The 20,338-nt window shown below is 45.5% G+C and carries 20 protein-coding genes; 10 read left to right on the top strand and 10 right to left on the bottom strand.

Annotation, left to right across the window (positions count from 1 at the left end; all coding sequences use genetic code 11):
• The first annotated feature begins 58 nt into the window (after positions 1–58).
• Entirely contained in the window at positions 59–1,669 is a 1,611-nt protein-coding gene (locus ICN22_RS10405; protein ID WP_216170843.1) for an NAD(P)/FAD-dependent oxidoreductase, read from the top strand.
• Between the two features lie 4 nt (positions 1,670–1,673).
• Here ICN22_RS10405 and ICN22_RS10400 read toward each other — a convergent pair whose 3' ends face one another.
• The gene (locus tag ICN22_RS10400) at positions 1,674–2,270 is read right to left on the bottom strand and encodes a P-loop nucleotide/nucleoside kinase family protein (RefSeq protein ID WP_216170841.1); all 597 of its coding nucleotides are present in this window, start codon (positions 2,268–2,270) and stop codon (positions 1,674–1,676) included.
• 101 nt (positions 2,271–2,371) lie between these two features.
• On the opposite strand from ICN22_RS10400, the gene ICN22_RS10395 reads away from it, so the two are divergent.
• Positions 2,372–4,303, top strand: coding sequence for an ATP-binding cassette domain-containing protein (locus tag ICN22_RS10395; RefSeq protein WP_216170839.1), 1,932 nt, complete (start codon positions 2,372–2,374; stop codon positions 4,301–4,303).
• 11 nt (positions 4,304–4,314) lie between these two features.
• On the opposite strand, the gene ICN22_RS10390 is transcribed toward ICN22_RS10395, so the two are convergent.
• The 5 genes from ICN22_RS10390 to ICN22_RS10370 form a co-directional block, all read right to left on the bottom strand.
• Positions 4,315–4,986: an alpha/beta hydrolase gene (locus ICN22_RS10390; protein WP_216170837.1), complete on the bottom strand. Its 672-nt coding sequence runs from the start codon at positions 4,984–4,986 to the stop codon at positions 4,315–4,317.
• Positions 4,987–5,037: 51 nt separating this feature from the next.
• Positions 5,038–5,355, bottom strand: a complete 318-nt coding sequence (locus tag ICN22_RS10385; RefSeq protein ID WP_216170835.1) for a chaperone modulator CbpM — start codon at positions 5,353–5,355, stop codon at positions 5,038–5,040.
• Positions 5,356–5,359: 4 nt separating this feature from the next.
• On the bottom strand, positions 5,360–6,319 hold the full coding sequence (locus ICN22_RS10380; RefSeq protein ID WP_216170833.1) for a DnaJ C-terminal domain-containing protein: 960 nt from the start codon (positions 6,317–6,319) through the stop codon (positions 5,360–5,362).
• Between the two features lie 132 nt (positions 6,320–6,451).
• Entirely contained in the window at positions 6,452–7,999 is a 1,548-nt protein-coding gene (locus ICN22_RS10375; protein ID WP_216170832.1) for a UxaA family hydrolase, read from the bottom strand.
• A gap of 28 nt (positions 8,000–8,027) precedes the next feature.
• A complete protein-coding gene (locus tag ICN22_RS10370) occupies positions 8,028–8,990 on the bottom strand; it encodes a Bug family tripartite tricarboxylate transporter substrate binding protein (RefSeq protein ID WP_216170830.1) in 963 nt (320 codons plus the stop codon).
• Between the two features lie 63 nt (positions 8,991–9,053).
• Here ICN22_RS10370 and ICN22_RS10365 point away from each other — a divergent pair, with 63 nt between their 5' ends.
• Positions 9,054–10,199, top strand: a complete 1,146-nt coding sequence (locus ICN22_RS10365; RefSeq protein WP_216170828.1) for a mandelate racemase/muconate lactonizing enzyme family protein — start codon at positions 9,054–9,056, stop codon at positions 10,197–10,199.
• Here the strand turns inward: ICN22_RS10365 and ICN22_RS10360 are convergent.
• Positions 10,186–11,121, bottom strand: coding sequence for a 3-hydroxyacyl-CoA dehydrogenase family protein (locus tag ICN22_RS10360; RefSeq protein ID WP_216170826.1), 936 nt, complete (start codon positions 11,119–11,121; stop codon positions 10,186–10,188). The genes ICN22_RS10365 and ICN22_RS10360 overlap by 14 nt on opposite strands.
• Before the next feature lie 144 nt (positions 11,122–11,265).
• Between ICN22_RS10360 and ICN22_RS10355 the strand changes: the two genes are divergently transcribed.
• The 4 genes from ICN22_RS10355 to ICN22_RS10340 are packed head-to-tail and all read left to right on the top strand — an operon-like array spanning position 11,266 to position 14,990.
• Complete coding sequence (locus tag ICN22_RS10355) at positions 11,266–12,198, top strand: SMP-30/gluconolactonase/LRE family protein (protein WP_255533932.1); 933 nt, start codon at positions 11,266–11,268, stop codon at positions 12,196–12,198.
• Between the two features lies 1 nt (position 12,199).
• On the top strand, positions 12,200–12,934 hold the full coding sequence (locus ICN22_RS10350) for a GntR family transcriptional regulator (protein ID WP_216170824.1): 735 nt from the start codon (positions 12,200–12,202) through the stop codon (positions 12,932–12,934).
• Positions 12,935–12,949: 15 nt separating this feature from the next.
• A complete protein-coding gene (locus ICN22_RS10345; protein WP_216170822.1) occupies positions 12,950–13,999 on the top strand; it encodes an Ldh family oxidoreductase in 1,050 nt (349 codons plus the stop codon).
• 19 nt (positions 14,000–14,018) lie between these two features.
• A complete protein-coding gene (locus ICN22_RS10340; protein WP_216170820.1) occupies positions 14,019–14,990 on the top strand; it encodes a Bug family tripartite tricarboxylate transporter substrate binding protein in 972 nt (323 codons plus the stop codon).
• Between the two features lie 49 nt (positions 14,991–15,039).
• Here the strand turns inward: ICN22_RS10340 and ICN22_RS10335 are convergent, their stop codons facing one another.
• Positions 15,040–15,744, bottom strand: coding sequence for a pirin family protein (locus tag ICN22_RS10335; protein WP_216170818.1), 705 nt, complete (start codon positions 15,742–15,744; stop codon positions 15,040–15,042).
• A 72-nt stretch (positions 15,745–15,816) separates the two neighbouring features.
• Here ICN22_RS10335 and ICN22_RS10330 point away from each other — a divergent pair, with 72 nt between their 5' ends.
• From ICN22_RS10330 to ICN22_RS10320, 3 genes are read left to right on the top strand one after another with little or no spacing between them, the layout of a single operon-like run.
• Positions 15,817–16,761 (top strand): TAXI family TRAP transporter solute-binding subunit, encoded by a 945-nt coding sequence (locus ICN22_RS10330; protein WP_216170816.1) that lies wholly within the window; start codon positions 15,817–15,819, stop codon positions 16,759–16,761.
• A gap of 52 nt (positions 16,762–16,813) precedes the next feature.
• Positions 16,814–17,224, top strand: a complete 411-nt coding sequence (locus ICN22_RS10325; protein ID WP_216170813.1) for a hypothetical protein — start codon at positions 16,814–16,816, stop codon at positions 17,222–17,224.
• Positions 17,225–17,257: 33 nt separating this feature from the next.
• Positions 17,258–18,613: a DUF3422 domain-containing protein gene (locus tag ICN22_RS10320; protein ID WP_216170811.1), complete on the top strand. Its 1,356-nt coding sequence runs from the start codon at positions 17,258–17,260 to the stop codon at positions 18,611–18,613.
• Between the two features lie 49 nt (positions 18,614–18,662).
• Here ICN22_RS10320 and ICN22_RS10315 read toward each other — a convergent pair whose 3' ends face one another.
• Entirely contained in the window at positions 18,663–19,940 is a 1,278-nt protein-coding gene (locus ICN22_RS10315) for an NAD(P)/FAD-dependent oxidoreductase (RefSeq protein ID WP_216170809.1), read from the bottom strand.
• Between the two features lie 9 nt (positions 19,941–19,949).
• Positions 19,950–20,288 carry a c-type cytochrome gene (locus ICN22_RS10310; protein WP_255533930.1) on the bottom strand — a complete coding sequence of 113 codons (339 nt, stop codon included), beginning with the start codon at positions 20,286–20,288 and terminating at the stop codon, positions 19,950–19,952.
• Between the last annotated feature and the right edge of the window lie 50 nt (positions 20,289–20,338).

The raw sequence follows: 20,338 nt of genomic DNA, 5'->3' as shown, positions 1-20,338 counted from the left end.
GCTCATCCCAGTATTATTTAAGAAAATTAACCTGATTTACTGTGTATCGTAGAGACCCATGATCCGTATTACCGAACTTCGCCTACCTATCAGCCATGCCCCCGAGGCATTGGAAGAGGCAATCTTGCGGCGCTTAAATATCCAGGCTCATGACTTGATTCGGTTTGATATTTTTAAGCGTAGCTACGATGCCAGAAAAAACGTCGCTCTGGCCTTTATCTATACAGTAGATCTATCGGTAAAGAATGAAGAAAAATTACTGAAGCAGTTTTCGAATGACATTCATATTCGACTATCACCGGATATGAGTTATCACTTTGTAGCCAACGCCTCGCAAGTGAAGGGTGAAAGCTTTGAGCGACCTGTTGTCATTGGATTTGGTCCATGTGGAATTTTTGCTGCCTTAGTGTTAGCGCAGATGGATTTTAAGCCAATCGTATTAGAGCGTGGCAAACCAGTGCGCGAACGCACTCAAGACACTTGGGGTTTATGGCGTAAGAATGTCCTCAATCCAGAATCCAATGTGCAATTTGGTGAGGGTGGAGCAGGTACGTTTTCTGATGGCAAGCTCTGGAGTCAAATTAAAGATCCAAAATTTTACGGTCGCAAAGTCATTGCTGAATTCATCAAAGCGGGCGCCCCCGAAGAAATTCATTATGTAGCTAAGCCACATATTGGAACCTTTCGCTTGGTAGGCGTTGTTGAAAGAATGCGTCAAGAAATTATTGAACTTGGTGGAGAGATTCGTTTCTCGCAAAAAGTAGTTGGCTTTGATATTCAGGATGATCGGATTGCAGGCGTCAAAATTGAAGGACATTCTGATTTGCCTGCCAATCATGTCGTGCTTGCTTTGGGACATAGCGCTCGCGATACCTTTGAGGCTCTACATGCGGCAGGTGTTTATATGGAAGCCAAACCGTTTTCTGTGGGCTTTCGTATTGAGCATCCCCAATCCTTAATTGATAAAGCACGCTTAGGACCACATGCTGGAAACGAGTTGATTGGAGCGGCTGATTACAAATTAGTTCACCATGCCAAGAATGGAAGAGCAGTCTATAGCTTTTGTATGTGTCCTGGTGGAACGGTAGTTGCCGCTGCTTCTGAGCCCAATCGCTTGGTTACAAACGGGATGAGTCAATATTCTCGTAACGAGCGTAATGCCAATGCAGGCATCGTTGTCGGCATTACTCCCGAGGACTATCCAGGTGGTCCTTTGGCAGGAATTGAGTTTCAGAGAGCTTTAGAGTCAAAGGCATACGAGCTCGGTGGATCTACCTATGAAGCCCCCGGTCAATTAGTGGGCGACTTCTTAGTTGGTAAAGCCTCTACAGAATTTGGTTCGGTAATTCCATCGTATAAGCCCGGCGTGCACCTGACAGATCTCGCCGATGCTTTGCCTCCTTATGCTATTGAAGCAATTCGAGAGGCGATCCCCGCTTTTGAGAAACAGATTAAAGGCTTCTCAATGAAGGATGCAGTGCTGACTGGTATTGAAACGCGCACATCCTCACCATTACGTATTACTCGAGGTGGCAATTATCAGAGCTTGAATATCAAAGGTCTTTACCCTGCGGGCGAGGGCGCTGGCTATGCTGGTGGAATCTTATCGGCAGGGGTTGATGGCATTAAGGTAGCGGAAGCAGTTGCGCTCGACTATCTATCTAAGTAAATAGTTAGTCAATTAAGTGATCGATTAATTTCTCAAACTGAATTTCATCAAAATGTAAATTATCAAAGCGTTGTATTGCAGCATGCTTTGGAGGCTCTATTCTTCGCTTAGTATATTGATCCCAATGCTGTAGTTTGTATTCATCTCTCGGGTCTGCGCGTCGCTCTATACGACTTTTAGCTTCACTCTCGTCTAAATCAATCCAGGCAATTCTGATGCTCGATACGCTGGGTACACCAAGTTCTTCCGGCTTAAAAATTCGACCACTTTGGATTTCACTAGAGAAGGGTCCCACTAGGATGACATTCACCCCGAGCTGTAGGTTTTCTTTGGCGATGGCAATCAGTCCTGCATATTCCCAATCCCTTAAGTTCTGAAGATAAAAAGGACTATCTCGATCATTGGGGTTTTTGGTGGTGAGATCCATGACATGGGCACTATAGGCGCCATAAACAGTATCTTTATCTAAAAAGAAAAAGCTTTCCCCGGTCTTCTCAACAATGATGGGCAGCGCTTTTTTAGCTAAAGTAGTTTTACCGGTGCCCGCATGGCCAGCAAAGAGAATAAGTCGTGGAGCGCTAGGGCTGAGCTTGCAGGTCATTTATCCCTTTATTTGGAGGTGTTCCTTGAGTAAATTCTACTTCTCAATCCCATGTTTATTGGAAATATCACCACTTTGGGTGAAGTGACGATAATGTCGCCATGGCTTTAATCGTACTCACTGATGCAAAACTGGCTTTTGGCCATGTTGATCTCCTCGCAAACACTGCTTTCTCACTGGAATCTGGGGAGCGGGTTGGCTTAATTGGCCGCAATGGCACTGGCAAATCCTCTCTATTAAAGATCTTGGCTGGCATAGAAAAAATGGATGATGGTCTGTTGCAATATCAGCAGGGTCTGCGCATTGCCTATGTTCCACAAGAGCCTATCTTTGAGGCTGAGGAGACTGTCTTTGAAGCCGTATCGAAGGGCGTAGCTCAAGCCAAAGCTCTGCGTGAAGAATATGAAGCCCTCAGCATTGGAGAGTGGGACGATGCTGCTCACCATCGCCTGGATGAAGTCCAGTCGCAACTCGAAGCCTTAAGCGGTTGGAATTGGGAACAACGCGTTCATGAAACGCTAGATCGTCTACACCTAGAGGCTGAGCTCAAAATTAATACTTTATCGGGTGGAACTAAGAAGCGGGTTGCTCTTGCTCGTGCGCTGGTAGAAATGCCAGATGTATTGCTACTGGATGAGCCTACCAACCATTTAGATTTAGATTCGATTTCTTGGTTAGAAGATTTATTGAAAGAGTACAAGGGCTCTGTAATTTTGGTTACCCATGATCGCGCTTTCTTGGATAACGTCTGTACGCAGATTGTTGAGCTCGATCGCGGTATCTTGCGTACCTACCCGGGTAATTTCTCGGCCTATGAGGTATTAAAAGATCAGGAAATGAACTCAGAGTCTTTGGCTAACGCACGTGCAGACAAATTACTTGCTCAAGAAGAGGTCTGGATTCGCAAAGGGGTTGAGGCTAGGCGCACTCGCAGCGTTGCTCGTATTGCACGCTTAGAAAATCTTCGTACTACTCGCTCGCAAAGACGTGATGCTGTTGGGCAAGTCAAGCTTGCAGTTTCAGCGGGAGACAGAAGCGGCAAGATTGTTGCTGATCTACAGAATGTTTCTAAGTCATACGAGCGCCCGATTGTGAAGGATTTCACGGCAACGATTTTGCGTGGCGATAAAGTGGGACTGCTAGGGCCTAACGGTGCTGGTAAGACTACGCTTCTAAAGTTAATCCTCGGAACTATTGCACCAGACTCTGGAACGGCAACGATGGGCACTCGTATTGAGGTGGCTTATTTTGATCAAATGCGTGAAGGTCTCGATCTCAACGCTTCGCTTGAAGATTACATCAGCCCAGGTAGCGAGTGGATTGAAATTAATGGCAATAAGAAACACGTCAAGAGCTATCTGAGTGATTTCTTATTTGCACCGGAGCGGACCAATTCACCAGTGAGTACTTTGTCTGGTGGCGAGCGTAACCGCTTATTGTTGGCGCGCTTATTTGCTCGTCCTGCAAACGTCTTAGTTTTAGACGAGCCAACCAATGACTTAGATATCGATACTCTAGACTTGCTAGAGCAATTACTTCAAGACTATAAGGGCACCGTGTTCTTAGTCAGCCATGATCGCTACTTCTTAGATAACGTAGTGACTAGCATCATCGCTAATGAGGGCGATGGATTCTGGCGCGAGTATGAAGGTGGTTATGAGGACTGGAAGATTCAGAAGGCGCGCTCAGACAAGATTCGTGCAGCCAACGGTGGTCTGAAGGCTGCTGAGAAATCCGAAGTAAAACCAGAATTAAAACCAGAGGCAAAAGTTGAATCAAAACCTGCTGCTGCAAAAAATGGGGTGAGTAAGCTCAATGGTAAGGAGCGTCAGGAATTAGAAGTCCTGCCCTTGCAGATCGAAACTTTGGAGACGGAGCAGGCTGATATTGGAATCGCCATGAGTAATCCAGATCTTTACAAGAATGAACCTGAATTAGCGGCGAGTATGCAAGCGCGCTTATCAGAAATCACTGCCGATCTAGATGTCAAACTACAGCGCTGGGAGCTACTCTTAAGCCGCTCAGAATCTTAATTCAATCTAGTTTATGACTTGCTAAGTACCATAGTCAAAAATCTAGAGATGTCTACTAGCTCATCTGGATGAAGAGAGTGTTCCATTGGGTAGGTGTTCCAATCCACCTGATAGCCTAATTTTTCTAGAGTATCGGCTGAGGCTTCTGCGCGCTCTGGAGTGATCACCGCATCCCAAACGCCATGCGCCATAAAAATAGGCGTCTTGCTATTAGCTTCGCTTCTCTCGAGAGCCAGTGTATTTGCTAGAGGCAAATAACCTGACAGCGCCATGATGCCAGCCAATTTATGTTGAAAGCGTAGGCCAACCTGCAAGGACATAGCGCAGCCTTGCGAGAAGCCAGCCAAAACAATTTTTTCATAGGCAATGCCGCGGCTTGCCTCTCGTTCAATTAATTCTGAGATTGCTACTGCTGATTTATGGATACCAGCAAGATCTTCGCGGTCGTTGACGGTTCTCCCTGTAATGTCATACCAGGCTGGCATCACGTAGCCACCATTAACTGTGACAGCCATAGAGGGCGCGCTTGGAAAAACAAATCGAATAGCAGGGCACTCGGAAAGATTGAGTTGGGGAATGATGGGTACAAAGTCATTGCCATCAGCTCCTAGACCATGCAGCCAAATGACAGCAGTGCTTGGATTGGGAGCGGTTTCAATTTCAATACAGGGCAATGCGGTCATTTATTTTTATCCTCAATTACAAAGTACACTGTTGCTAAGTCCCTCGGGAGCTTAAATTATTTTTTCACGAAGAATCTGATTACGAAGACGACTGATTTCATCTAGAAGATCAAGTGCTAAAGCGACTCCAGGAGTGTTGAGCTCTAGATCATGAGTCAGATGAGCAGCAGTCTTTGCGCGCTTGAGGGACTCTCCACTAAAGCGCCAGTCCTCTGGGGATGAGCCCGCAGGGCTGAGAACACCTTCGGATACCCATGACATGATCAGATCCTCTGGTGCACGTGTCGCTCGCGAAATTTCCACAATACTCATATGCACTTCTTCTTCAACAACGCTACCTGTAATCCAGGTGATTTGTGTTTGTGTCATATTCTCATCCCTTCAAATGGTTTCTGGGTTTGAAATCAAAAGCTTTCTCCAGCGCTTGATAAGCTTCTTTTTGCGCATCAGTTTCGGCGCCAGGCAAAACAATGTTTGGTACTACATATAGATCGCCCGCCTCTTTGCTAGGGATTCCCTTTTCTTTGAGTCGCATCTTACGGCCAGTTGCTGTACCCGCTGGAATCTTCAGCTCTAAAGTTGAGCCTGCAGGAGTTGGAATGTTGACGGTAGTTCCAAGCGCTGCTTCCCATGGGGCCAGCGGTAAATCCAGATAAACGTCTTTGCCATCTACGCGATAGATGGGGTTGGGGTGGAAATCAATTTCAAGGTACAAGTCACCCGCGCCACCAGATCCCATACCTGGGCCGCCCTGACCAGCCAAGCGTAGATTTTGTCCAGCCTTAATACCCTTCGGAATACTGACATCGAGCTTACGTTCTTGGGTGCTGACATGGCCGTTAGCATCTTGCGTGGGCATATGCAGGGCAATAGTTCGTTGTGCGCCGTTATAGGCATCCGCCAGATCAATCAATATCTTGGCATGATGATCTTGCCCCTTGAAGTTCATGCCTTGGCGTGGGTTACCACCCCTACCGCCTTGAGTATGACGCCCTCTACCGAACAGAGATTCAAAGAATTCACTTTGATCGCCCTCGTAGCCGCCACCAAAGTTGCTATCAGAATACTCAAAGCCCTCATTCCAGTTTGGAGGGGGGGTGAAGTCTTGACCATTTTTCCAGTTAGCGCCCATACGATCGTAGGCAACGCGCTTCTCAGTATCTTTGAGAACGGCGTAGGCCTCACCAACTTCTTTAAATTGCTCTTCCGCTCCAGCCTCTTTATTTACGTCTGGATGATATTTGCGCGCTAACTTTCGGTAAGCCGCTTTAATTTCTGCTTCAGTGGCGCCACGCGCTACACCGAGTGTTTCATAGTAGTCCCTGAATTTCATAAGCCGAATGAAGTCCTGATTGATTCAATAGTATTAATTCTACAGTCCCCGGCGCTGATTTTTAGCTTCTTTTAGGCAAAGAAAAAGCGGGCTAAATGCCCGCTGATCGCTAATGTGAGGTGGAGTCTTTCATTAGCTCATGACACCCACTTGCCAAGGCACGAATTCATAGTCACCTAGACCCAACAATTCACTTTTAGAAGCCTCTCCTGAGGCTGTCCTGAGGAAGAGTTCAAAAATACGTTGGCCCATCTCTTGAACGGAAACCGTGCCATCTAAGATCTCCCCGCAATTGATATCCATATCTTCAGTTAGCCTTTGATACATAGGCGTATTAGTAGCAAGCTTGATGCAAGGTGCTGGTTTAGAGCCAAACATAGAGCCACGTCCAGTAGTGAAGGCAATCAGGTTTGCTCCACCTGCAATTTGACCAGTTGCGGAGACGGGATCAAAGCCAGGTGTATCCATAAATACAAAACCCTTGGCTGTAACTGGCTCTGCATATCGATAGACTTCCATCAGAGGCCCAGTGCCGCCTTTCATAGAAGAGCCGAGCGACTTCTCAAAGATATTAGCAAGACCACCAATTTGATTACCGGGGCTCACTTGCCCATTGATCTGTACATCACGACCAACGGAATATTCATCTTTCCACCAGCGAATTCGTTTAATGAGCTTCTCGCCGATTTCTTTAGTAGCGGCTCTACGGGTAAGTGTGTGCTCAACCCCATAAATTTCTGGCGTTTCAGAAAGAATGCCTGTGCCACCATGGCGCGACAAAATATCTACCGCAGCGCCTAATGCTGGGTTTGCGGTGATAGAAGAGAATCCATCTGATCCACCGCATTGCAAGCCAACACATAAATGGCTCGCAGAAACAGTTTGACGCTTTGCTTTATTGGCTTCTGGCAGGAGTGCTTTGACGGCTTCAATTCCTGCTTCAATCGTTTTCCGTGTGCCACCAGTCTCTTGCATGATGAAGGTGTGCAAGGTAGAGTTTTCTTGCAAAGCCTCTTGCTCCATCAATCCTTTTAGCTGATTACGCTCGCAACCTAAGCCAATGATGAGGGCTGCAGCGAGGTTAGGATGCTGTGCATAACCTGCCATCGTTCTACGAAGTAGTTGCATTGGCTCGCCACTCATTTCCATGCCACAGCCGATACCGTGACTAAAGGCAACTACACCATCGATATTTGGGTAGTCTTTCAAGCTCTCGGGCGTGAACCAGTCAGCAATTTTATTGACCACCGTTGCAGAGCAATTGACGGTTGATAGAATGCCGATGAAATTACGCGTACCTACTTTTCCATTGGCGCGCACGTAACCTTGAAATGTTGCACGCTCAGATTCCGGAAGAAGGGTGGTGGGCTTGTATTCGCTTGCATAAGCATAGTCACGATCGAATTCACGAAACTCGGTGTTGTGACTGTGGACCATCATGCCAGGCTCAATATTGGTATTAGCAAAGCCCACGGTGACGTTGTATTTGAGGATGGGCTCACCCTTCAAGATTCTCTTTGTAGCGATCTTATAACCCGCAGGTACTTGGCTACGGCTCGTGAAATTCTCACTGGGTACTTGCTCGCCAATAGCAACATCAACTCGAGCAACAACAATATTATCATTTGGATGCAAGCGAATAATTGCGCCAGCTAATTTTTTTTCAGATGCTTCAATCATGAGTGACTTTCGATTAGTATATTTTTCATTATTCTGCAGTAACACCTGATTTTTTGACAATCGGCGCCCACTTAGCAACTTCAGATTTAATGTAGTCACCAAGCTGACCCGGGGTACTGGTGACAACATCAAATCCTCTTGCGTTCAATTGGGATTTAATTTCAGGGTTGTTCAGCACATTGGCTAGCTGGGCATTTAATTTTTCCACAATTACCTTTGGTGTGCTTGCTGGCGCAACAATGGCATAAACCAGTTCTACGTCAAATTTCGGCAGGGTCTCTGATATGGCTGGAATTTCTGGAGCATTTGGAGACCGCTTTAAGCTAGTGACACCCAATCCAGTCAGCTTTCCAGACTTGACGTAAGGTAGCGCTGCTGGGGTGCCAACAATAGCTGTTTGAATCTGTCCACCCAGTACATCTGTTAATGCAGGAGCCGCACCTTTGTATGGCACATGAAGAATATTAGTTCCTGCTTGAGTATTAAATAACTCACCCGCCAAATGGAGTGGTGTGGCCGCACCCGAAGAGCCAAAGCTGACTTTACCAGGATTGGCTTTATCAAACGCTATTAACTCTGCAACCGTTTTTACAGGTACACCAGGGTTGGCTACCAACATTAGTGAAGAGGAGGCGACTAGTGAGACCGGGGCAAAATCTTTAACAACGTTGTAATTGAGTTTTTTATACAAGGTTTCATTAATGGCTTGAGTACCCACAAGCATTAGAAAGAGTGTGTAACCATCGCCTTTAGAGTTGACTACATACTCCGCAGCTAAATTGGCTCCCGCACCGGGTTTGTTTTCAATGATGATGGGCTGGCCTAGATTTTCACCAAGCTTAGGAGAAAATCCTCGAGCGAGTACGTCTGATGGTCCACCAGCTGCAAATGGGATGATTAGCTTAATCGGTTGGCTCGGATATCCTTGTGCGCTTGCTAGCGATGGCAGAGTGATTCCTAAAGCCAGTAAGGTAAAGATGATTTTTCTCATGTATTGTTCTCCTAGATATTATTTTTAAATCAAAACTATTTTGTCAAAGCTCATAAAGCAAAAATGAAAATCAAATGCGCTGAAATCTACCCCTTATCCATTCCTCTTATCGAGCCCATCAAGATGTCTCGTGAAATGGTAGTGGATGCAAAAACGGTGCTGCTCTGTTTAACTGACGACAAGGGTCGACAGGGCTGGGGTGAGGCCTCGGTCGCACCTTTGATGACCGGGGAAAGCCTGGATAGTCTCGTTGCTAGCATTAAGTATTTAGTGGAATATGGATTGCCAATAGATTGGAGCGAGCCAACCGAATTTGCAAGTGTTTTTAATCGAATTTTGTATGCCAATGCATCAGCAAAGTCTTGTCTAGAGATGGCTTTGCTGGATTTATATACGCAAGAGCTATCCATCCCCTTATGGCGATATCTACGAAGTGTAAGTGGCGTCTTGCCAGATGCTGTACCTGCACCCATACCCTTGTTGAGAATGTTGGGCGGCTCATTGGACAAAGAGCTGAGCGATGCCAAGGCATTTCGTGAGCTTGGATTTAAGCACTGGAAAATTAAAATTGGCTCTCTCTCGCTTGATGAGGATCTGCATCGGGTGAAAGTATTGTGCGATGCCTTGGAGGATGATGTCATCTCTGTTGATGCAAACTGCGCACTCACTTTGACAGACGCACTTCGATTTTGCCAGTCAGAGTCAGCAAGTAAATTAACGTTTGCCGAGCAATTGATTTCTACAGAGCTGCCCATGGCAGATTTTGTACTACTCAATAAGAGTTCCCCTATTCCAATCGGATTAGATGAGTCGGTCCATGGCCTTGCCGAGCTAGAGCAATTAATCGAGGCTAAGGCATTCAGTGGAGCAAGCTTAAAGCTGATTAAAACGGGGGGAGTGATGCAGGCACTTGAGTGCGCCCAATTACTTGAGCGACATAAGCTCTCACTCAATTTAGCGTGTAAGGTTGCGGAGACTTCCTTATCGGCGGCAGCTACTGCATCTCTAGGATTTGCAATAGGCAAAGTGAATTGGGGTTTTAGCATGTCAAATCAGTACTTGAAGTTTGATATCTGTGACACGCCATTGATAGCCGAGCAGGGAAGCATCAAAGTGAGCCAACTAGCACCCAGCGGCCTTGGTGTAACTCCAAACATCGATCGAGTAAAGGAAGTCATTGCTAAGGGATATTCGGCTATTCAATATTAAGAACATCGAAAGCAGCCTTCAGTCTCCTGGAGTAGGAGTCTGAAACTTGCCGTATCTCTTCTGGCGTCCACTTTCTGAAACCTTCGCCAGATTTCATACCTGTTTTTCCTTCGCTCATCAGCTGTACTACCTTCGGAGGTAGGGTAGTGATGTTAGAAAGCGAGGGATAAATCTCTTTTGCGGCATTGGCCATCCCATCCCATCCTGAGATCTCTTTTTGGGTCATTGGACCAACGGCAGCATATCGAAAGCCAAAGCTATAACGTACCGCGTCATCAATATCCTCAGGGCTTGCAATTCCCTCTTGTACAAGTGATAGGGCTTCACGCATAAGTGCATGCTGAATGCGATTCGCCAAAAACCCAGGAATATCTTTTTTTACTAAAACTGGTTTTTTGCCAATACTTTTGTAAAGGCCGCAGGCTTGTTCTGCAAATTCCAATTCCGTTTTCTCTCCCATGACCACCTCTACCAGGGGAACAACCTCGGCTGGCATAAAGTAATGGGCTCCCATCATGCGATTAGCAGTTTTAAGGCCTGCAGCAATTTTGCTGATTGGAAATCCTGAGCTATTGCTACCAATAGGAATATGCGCCGGAACGCGTTCGTTAAGGTATTGGAATATCTCTTGCTTCAGAGCAAGGTTTTCGGCCACAGTTTCGATGACCCAGTCACACCCATTCCAGTCGGACCAGTTCTCAAGGACTGCAGTTTTCTGCTCAGTCTTGATTGCATCCTGGCTCTGGCTGGCGAAGGTCCCGACAATCCCTATTTTCTGAGCGAGGGTCAGTGCTTTATCTAAGCATGCATCGGCTTTGTCTTTACTTCTACCCAAGATGACGACGGGAGTACTTTGCGCAACAAACCCTGCAGCAATACCTGCGGCCATGATTCCGGTACCAATTACGGCAACATAGTTCATAAGAAACCTTACTTATACGGTTAAGTTTTAATAAATTGAGCTCACCATAAGCTTTTATTTACAGTACATTATCACCAATTATGTTTTAATTGTGAATCATTTAAATAAACTTATCCGTATAACTACACAGAGGAGCAATCAATTATGACGATGCACAACCCATTTCAACCCATAGAGAAAATCAAGGCAGAAGTCTTTATGTCAATGCCCGGGAAGTTTAGAAAGAAGTCCCGCACAGGCTGGTCTGATCCTAACCGCCAAAACGCCGAAGTAGAGTGTTTTTTAGAGGGACCTTCTTTTGACCGTGAGGGTAACTTATGGTTTCTAGATATCCCTTTTGGACGAGTCTTCAGAATTACGCCGAAGGGTGATTGGGATTTGGTAACGCAATTTGATGGCTGGCCGAATGGATTGAAATTTCATAAAGATGGCCGTGCGTTCATTTGTGATTACAAGCTAGGTTTATTGGCCCTCGATCCTAAAACTGGAAAAGTAGAAACAATTCTTGGATCCATGTATAGCGAAAACTTCAAGGGCTTGAATGATTTGCACTTTGCCTCCAATGGCGACCTGTACTTTACCGATCAGGGTCAAACTGGAATTGCAGATCCAACAGGCAGAGTATTTCGATTGCGTGCCAATGGTCAATTAGATCGTTTGGCTATTAACGTACCGAGTCCTAATGGCATCACCTTAAATACTCAAGAAAAGCATGTATTCGTTGCGGCAACCAGATCTCAGCAAATTTGGCGTTTACCCCTGATGGCGGATGGTTCTGTTTCTAAAACAGGCGTTGCCATTCAGTTAACAGGTGGCGTTGCCGGACCTGATGGTATCGAGATGGATTCTGAAAATGGTTTGCTCGTTTGCCACTTAGGCGTTGGTATCTGGAGATTTGATAGCAATATGCTCCCGACACATTTGATCTATTCAGACAATCCACACCACCATCACCTAGCAAACATGTGTTTTGGTGGCGAGGATAATCGGGATTTGTACATCACTGAATCTCTCTCTGGTGATATCTTGAAAGCACGATTGCCTGTAGCTGGCAAAAAGATGTTTGGCCTATCCTAAGTTGAAAGAATCTCTACCGCTCTATAAAACCTTAGCAAATGCGCTGGCTCAGCGTATTTATGAGGGCGATTGGGCGGTAGGTTCTCACTTGCCATCTGAAGCAGTACTTTGTAAAAGTTTCACTGCAAGTCGCCATACCCTAAGACATGCTCTTCAAACTCTAGAGCGGGATGGCATGGTCTTACGTCGTCAAGGAGCGCCCACTCAGGTGATCTCTAGGCGCAAGGTGAGGAGATTTACCCAAAGTTTTAATTCCCCTGTGGATATTTTGAGTTATCCAAGAAATACCTATCGACAAAACACCATTGAAGAATTTATTGAGCTCGATAAACCGCTCAGCGAAATGATTGGCGATGCAGTCGGATCCTCTTGGTATCACATTGGAGCTATTCGAAAGCAGCGAGATACCGAGGAAGTGATTGCTTGGACTGATATATATATTCTTCCGCAATTTTCATCCTTGACATCGGAGCCCGAGCATAGTCAAGTGATGGTGTTCGAGCAGATCGAGAAAAAGTATGGCACTCGAATTGATCGAGCTGAAGTTGATGTTTATGCCATCGACGTGTCTACTGATATTGCAAAGAAGCTTGGGTTAAAGGTGCATGCCCCTTGTTTAGTCATTGTTCGGCGTTACTTTGATAATCAGGATAAGCTTTTTGAAGTAACCTTCACCTATCATCCTCACAATAGATACACTTACAAAATGGAATTTAAGAGTGATGCTGGGAATTAAATCACAAGAACAAACATGAAATATTTAGCTACAACTAAGGCCGAGGCATTTATTGCACAAGCATTGCACGCTAACCAGGTGCCTTTGGCGGATGCCACGCTTGTAGCCCAACTGATGATCCAGTCAGACCTCGTTGGCGCTGATGGTCACGGAATTTTCAGATTGCCCGCTTACATCAAGCGGATTCGGGCTGGCGGTATTAATTTGAGTCCCAATATTGAGATTGAACGTGAGCAGGGTGCAACCGCTTTGATCAATGGAGATAACGCCTTGGGGCATTTGGTAATGAACAAGGCAGTTGATGTTGCAATAGAAAAAGTAAGGCAACACAGCGTTTGTTGGGTTGGTAGTCACTATGGAAATCATTCTGGTGCGGCATCTGTATATGTCAGAAAGTTAGCCGAGCAAGGATATATCGGAATCTATATGGCGGTTGGTAATGCTAATCACATGGCACCGTGGGGCGGCATTGACTTATTGTTATCCACCAATCCGATTGCTATTGCAGTTCCTTCTGGAGATAAGCCAATCGTTCTCTTGGATATTGCCACCACAGTCGCTGCTTACGGTAAGGTAAAGCTTGCAGCCCAAAAGGGTGAGTCTATTCCTGATACTTGGATGATCGATCGACAAGGACAACCCATTACTGACCCGCAAAAATCAAGTGAGGGATCATTGCTTCCTATCGGAGGTTACAAGGGATATGGTTTGGCTGTCATGATTGGTCTTCTTGCGGGTGCGCTCAATAATGCTGCAGTTGGCAAAGGCACGATTGACTTTAATGCTCATCATGATCTAATTACTAATACTGGTCAAACAATCATCGCAGTTGATCCAAGCGCTTTTGGGGATCAGGAGCAATTTATTACCCGCGTGATTGCGTTGGTCGATGATTTAAAGGCCTCCTCTAGATTGCCAGGCGTGAATCAAATTCGAGTGCCCGGCGATGGTGCTGCAAGAGTGATGGCAGAGCGACTTTCGCATGGCATTCCGATCTCAAGCGAATTACAAGAGTCATTGAATAACTGCGCCAAAGAGTGCGGTATTGCAGCATTAGATTTATAACTTACCGGAGGAGACAACAATGATTAAAAAATCAATTAAAAAAATAGTGTTAGGTTCTTTAGTATTGCCATTAGTTTTGGGAACGGCGTTTGCATCCTACCCAGATAAACCAATCAAAATGTTGGTTGGGTATGCCCCAGGAAGCTCAACTGACATTGTTGGAAGAATGGTGGCCAATGAGCTCAGTATTGCCTTAAAGCAATCAGTCATCGTGGAAAATAGAGGTGGTGCTGCAGGTAGCTTGGCAGCGGATGCGGTTGCCAAAAGCGCTCCAGATGGTTACACCGTGCTATTTGCCCAAAATGGCTTAGCAATTAACGTAGCTGCAAACCCAAAACTGCCTTTTAATGGTCAAAAAGATTTGATTCCTGTTGTTGGAGTAGCAGCTACTCCGCATATCTTAATTGTGAATACCAATTCGAAGGCTAAAAATGTAGCTGATTTAATTTCTATGCTCCGAGCTGATCCTGGAAAGATGAGCTTTGGCTCCTCTGGTATTGGTAACTCCGACCATATGGCTGGGGAGCTATTTCTCGCAACTACTGGCACTCAAGCGATTCATATTCCATATAAGGGTGGATCACCAGCTGCAACCGATTTAGTCGGCGGTCAAATTGATTTTTACTTTGCGGGTATGCCAGTAGGGCTACCTTTATATAAGGGTGAAAAAGTCAATGCACTTGCTGTAACCAGTAAGAATCGATTTAGTGGAGCTCCCGAACTAGTTACTATCCAAGAGGCTGGCGTAAAGGGTTATGAAATGGCTTTGTGGCAAGGCATGTTTGTTCCAGCTGGAACGCCTCCTGCCATTATCAACACTCTCAGTAAGACAATCTTGAAAATTCTAGAGACTCCAGAGATGAAAGAGCGTTTTATAAAGGCGGGGGTGCAAATTGCACCGATGACTACTCAGCAATTTACCGATTTATATGTCTCTGATATTGCCAGATGGAAAGTAGTGATTGAAAAAGCAAAAATTAAGCTAGATTAATTTCAATTAGCTTAATTACAAGGGTATTGACTTCAGTCGATACCCTTTTTTATTCACTGCTGAGATCGAACACCAAGACCTCAGCATCTTTGCCATCACCAAAAAGTAAGCTACTTTCATTCTCTATTAGTAGTGCATCTCCACTTGATAAAAGTATATCGTTGACATGTAGAGAGCCTCTTATCAGATGTACATAGGCCTTGCGCTGTAAATCCAGATCCAATTTTTGAGTCTGGTGGCCATTAAAAAGGCCGGCATATACCCGAGCATCTGCATGAATTTTGATAGCATCTCCTAATCCATCCGGCGAGGCAATTAAGCAGAGCTTGTTTTGCTTTGCTGAGGTTGGAATAGATTTTTGCTCGTAGCTTGGTGGGATCTCCATGACATTAGGTTCTATCCAAATTTGTAGGAAGTGGGTAGTCTGATCCTTAGCGTGATTGAACTCGCTATGGGTGACTCCCGTTCCCGCACTCATGCGTTGAACATCACCCGGCGGAATACCTTTGATATTTCCCATGCTGTCTTCATGCGCTAATTGCCCAGACAAAACATAGCTGATGATTTCCATATTGCGGTGGCCATGCTTGCCAAAACCCATGCCTGCGGCAACCCGATCCTCATTAATTACTCTTAGATTGCCCCAGCCCATAAATTGGGGATCGTGATAGCCAGCAAAAGAGAAGGAATGGAAGCTTTTAAGCCAGCCATGATCGGCATAGCCGCGGTCTTGAGCTTTTCGGAGGGTTTGCATGAGCAGAGTCTTTTCTGGAGGGTAATAAGCACATTATCATTAGCTTTTCACATATTTGCTGATTGGTTTTTTATGGGAAGTATCAAACAAGACATTAAAGAAACTTATCTTGGGCTATACGAGACCGCTCAGGAAAAGTGGAATGATTTTTCTCAGTTCCTGAAAGAGGCTTGGCCTATCTTGGCTGTTCTCTTAGTGGCCTTACTCGGAGTGTGGTGGTACGCCGATCCACCGCCACCAAGACATGTGGTGATGGCAACTGGCCAGCCTGGCGGCTCCTACGATGTTTTGGGAAAAAAGTACGCTGCTTTTTTTGATAAAAAAGGCATTACTCTTGAATTACTCCCTACAAAAGGTGCTGAGGAAAATGTGGCGCACTTGGTTGATCGCAAAGATCCAGTTCAGGCTGCCTTCGTACAAGCAGGCGCGTTCAATGCTCATGAGGTTACTGGGGTTGAATCCCTTGGCACGATTTCATATGACCCAATTTGGCTTTTTTATCGTGGCCCAGAGATTAAGGTAGATGATTTTCAGGCTATTAAAGCTCGCGCCAGTTTCTTTCTGAACTCCAGAATGTCGGTTGGTTTGAAGGGTAGCGGCACTCATGCTCAAGCAATGCATATCCTGAAGGCGAATGGCTTTGAGGAAGGAGCTCATTTTTTAAATCTCTCAAGCACTCAATCAGTTGAAGCTTTACAAAAAGGCGAGATCGATGCGGCATTCATTGTGGATGCTTATGAGGCTCTGAATGTCCAGAAATTACTAAAGGACCCCAGCTTACATTTAGTTGCCTTTGATCGAGCTGAGGCATATGCGCGGTTGCTGCCATATATGCAAATTCTGGATGTCCCTGCAGGTGCATTTAGCTTAGCGCGGAACTTTCCTTCTAGAGATATTAAGTTGATGGCCTCAACCACGAATTTACTGATTGATGACAGAATGCATCCGGCACTACAATTTTTATTTTTAGAGGCTGCACGCGAGATTAACGGTAAAGCAAGTTTTTTTTGCGGATAGTGGCGAATTTCCTTCCTTTAAAAATACAGGGCTCCCACAAAGTTCTGTAGCTTTGCATTACGAAAAAAATGGCTCGCCATTATTGATGCTCTATTTCCCCTTTTGGTTGGCAGAACTGATTAATCGCTTAGTTTTTGTATTGCTGCCATTTTGTGCTGTGGCTTACCCTGTCTTGCTGACTTTGCCGGGCTACCGTAACAAGCGCATGAAGCGAAAAATCGATAAGCTGTATGGCACTCTTAAGAACTACGAGCGAGAACTCACTGAAAACTTTCTGCCAGAAGTGAAAGATGAATATCTGAAGAAATTGGATTTACTGGAGTACGAGGCATTGCAGTTAAAAGTCTCTAAAAGTATGTCTGGCGATTATTACGCCTTACGCACCAGCATAGACTATGTCCGTAACTGCCTTAATCGGGGTGTGCATCCATATCAATCTCAGGAGAATGCTGTTGGCGTATAGTTTAAGCATGCCTATCCAATCAAGCCAAGCCCCATGAAACCTTACGATCATCCCGCTCGAAAACAATTGCACGAAGAAGTGCATGCGCGTCCACCTATTGCGCTTTGGCCAAATGAAAGAGTGCTATCGCAATCCTTTTTGCTTGATGCAAGTTCTCGTCAGACTCAAATTGAATGGATTCAAAAGCTCAGTGCCGCCTTAGGCATTCCTAATGATCATCAGCAGGATCACTCCTTCAAGATGTTGACTTTGGCACCTGAGCCGGAGAGGGTATTAATTAAATGGGAGTTGCATGGCGAGTTTGCAACCATTGCGGCCATTACGCACAATCCCATCAAAATCACTGGACCATTACTGGAGTCACGCCTCGCTCTAGAAAAAAGTTTAGATGTATTGCTTCAAAGCTTAGGTTGCCCAACTATTGTTGAGGCTGGCGGCGAAAGAATTTCTGCCCTAGATCTCGCATTTGAGCATCGCCCCCTCTTTGCAGAAGCTCAAGAAGTATCTTCTATTTTTAGTGGTAATACCGTGCTTGGTAGTTATATCTCATCGAGCAAGAAGGCTCAGTTGTGGACGGACTTACGTTTAGATGAAGATGGCTTTATCTCTTATTTTATTCCACACGATATTTTGGGCTCACGTCAGGCTGGTCGTGTAGCACGTGCAATCGCTGAAGCAGAAACGTATCGAATGGCAGCGATGATCGCTTTCCCAGTAGCGAAGAGCCTTTCGATGCCGCTAAGAACTGCAGAGTCGGAATTGGCGGATTTATCTAAAAATATCTCTCAGCTACAAACTGAACCAGGAGTACACACCGAAAAAGATGGCCAGTTTTTAGGTGAGCTCTCTAATCTAGCCTCACGAGCTGAGCAATGGATCTCTGGATATGGATTGCGCTTTACTGCATCTGAGGCCTATAGCCAATTGCTGAATAAAAACCTATTCGAGTTAGCGGAGTCTCCGATTCCGGGTGTGCAGTCCCTCTCAGAATTTATGGATCGACGTTTTCAGCCAGCGATGGGAACTTGTATTTGGACTCAGCGTAGATTAAAAGAATTATCTGACCGAATCTCAAGGACAACTCAAACTTTGAGAACGCGTATTGAATTTGTAAACGAGGAGCAGACGCAAAAATTACTAGCTAGTATGGATCAGCGAGCGCGTTTGCAATTGCGCTTACAGGAAACTGTTGAGAGTCTATCTGTTCTGGTGCTAACTTACTATGCAGTGAGTTTGTTAGCCTATATGGCTAAGGGTGGCAAAGAAGCTGGCCTTGCTATTCACCCAGAAATTATTGCCGCTATCGCCGCCCCAGTAGTAGCGATTACTTTCTTATTCATTAGTAAACGAAGACGCAAGCGAATTATTGATATGGGTAAATCGCTGTAGTTATTAAAAAAGAGGCCGAGGCCTCTTTTTTAATGAGCGTAAATACTGCTTAACCCAAGCTATCTGCCCAGATGTTATGCGCCCAGCCCCAAGCATAAATACCCTCCAGAATAGAAGGTGCTGGTGATAAACCTCCAGAGCCCGGAACAGTCTTGAAAGTTTTTTCAGCGGCATTGTATTGATGGACACTAGCAACGTGGACTACTTCTCGGTTATTCACAAAGCTGTAGCAGGTATTAGTGAGCACAGGTGCAGGATTGATTTCCCAGCCATTTAATTCTGCAACGATTGCTGCTGCTGCGACTTTGGCATGTTGATTAGCCATGTGACCAGATTTGGGCATTAAAGGCGCAATCTGAATCGCATCACCTAGTACATGAATATCTTTGCGTGCTGTTGACTCAAAGTTGAGGAAGTTCACATTCGCCCAGCGACCATTGGAATTAGCCAATCCAGTTTTAATGGCAATTTCACCAGCAGCCATTTGCGGCAAAATATTTAATACGTCAGCCTTCACGTCATCCTCAACTTCGAGTTTGAGGGTTTTGGTTTTCGCATCAACGCCAATGACATTGCTCTTTGGACGGTACTCAATCATTCCAGCGTATTGCTCAGCCCAAACTTTTTTGAACAAGGCTCCTTTAGAAACCACATCTTGGTTGGCATCTAAAACCAATACCTTGCCCTTAGGATTGTGTTGCTGAAGATAGTTTGCTACCTGACATGCACGCTCATAGGGTCCAGGAGGGCAGCGATAAGGTGCTTCTGGAATGCTGATTACAAAAGTGCCACCTTCACGCATAGCAGCGAGCTGCTTGTGCAAGGCAACCGTCTCTGGACCAGCTTTCCAAGCCTGTAGTGTTACGCCATCTTTATTAGCTTGTGCAAGGCCTTCAACGCTTTTGAAGTTCATTGAGACGCCGGGGGACATAATGGCTTTGTCATAGCGTAAAGTTTTTCCAGAAGAGAGTATCACTGTCTTTTTATCTGGATCAATGCTGCTGACGCTATCTTGAATAATCTTGATGCCATGGCGCTTGCTCAGAGTGTCATACGGTGAAGTAATTTCAGCGATCGTACGTGAGCCACCGATAACCAAATTAGACATTGGGCAGGACACAAAAGATGTATTGGGCTCAATCAGGGTTACTCTGGCAGTGTTATTAGACAAGAGTCGCAAATATTTAGCAGCGGTAGCGCCACCATATCCGCCACCAATGACTAAGATTTCTGCTTTTTGTAAATTAGCTGCTTTAGTGTGGCTTGAGAGTCCTGCAAGCAAACCCACTGCTGCAGCGCTCTGACCTATAAAATGTCGACGATCCATGGCGCCTCCTTATTGTTTCTTGCCAAGTTGATTGGCAATAGTGGTGAGTTGTTCGTCGGAATAGCCTTTAGCTAGCTGAGGCATGATGGTGCCCTCTAATGCTCCAGACTTGTAGGCCTTTAATTTCTCCAGCATTTGCGCGCTAGTGAGATTATTAATTAGCGGCATGCCACCATCCACAACGCCTTTGCCATCTGTGCCGTGGCAATTGGCACAGGTAGCAGCAAGTCCACGTTTATATAGTTGATCAGCGGTTTGGGCGAAGCTAAGTCCGCTCCACTGGTTCAGACTAATGAGGGCGCTAGTCACCAAAATGGGTTTTAAGTACTTCATTTGCATAGGGATCATCTCCGTCTTACAGACATCTGTTCTTGGGATACTGCTGATGAACTCTATCT

It is taken from the genome of Polynucleobacter bastaniensis (assembly GCF_018882205.1).
GTDB lineage: Bacteria > Pseudomonadota > Gammaproteobacteria > Burkholderiales > Burkholderiaceae > Polynucleobacter > Polynucleobacter bastaniensis.
Note: the sequence above shows the minus strand (reverse complement) of the source record. Positions and strands in the feature narration are given on the sequence as shown.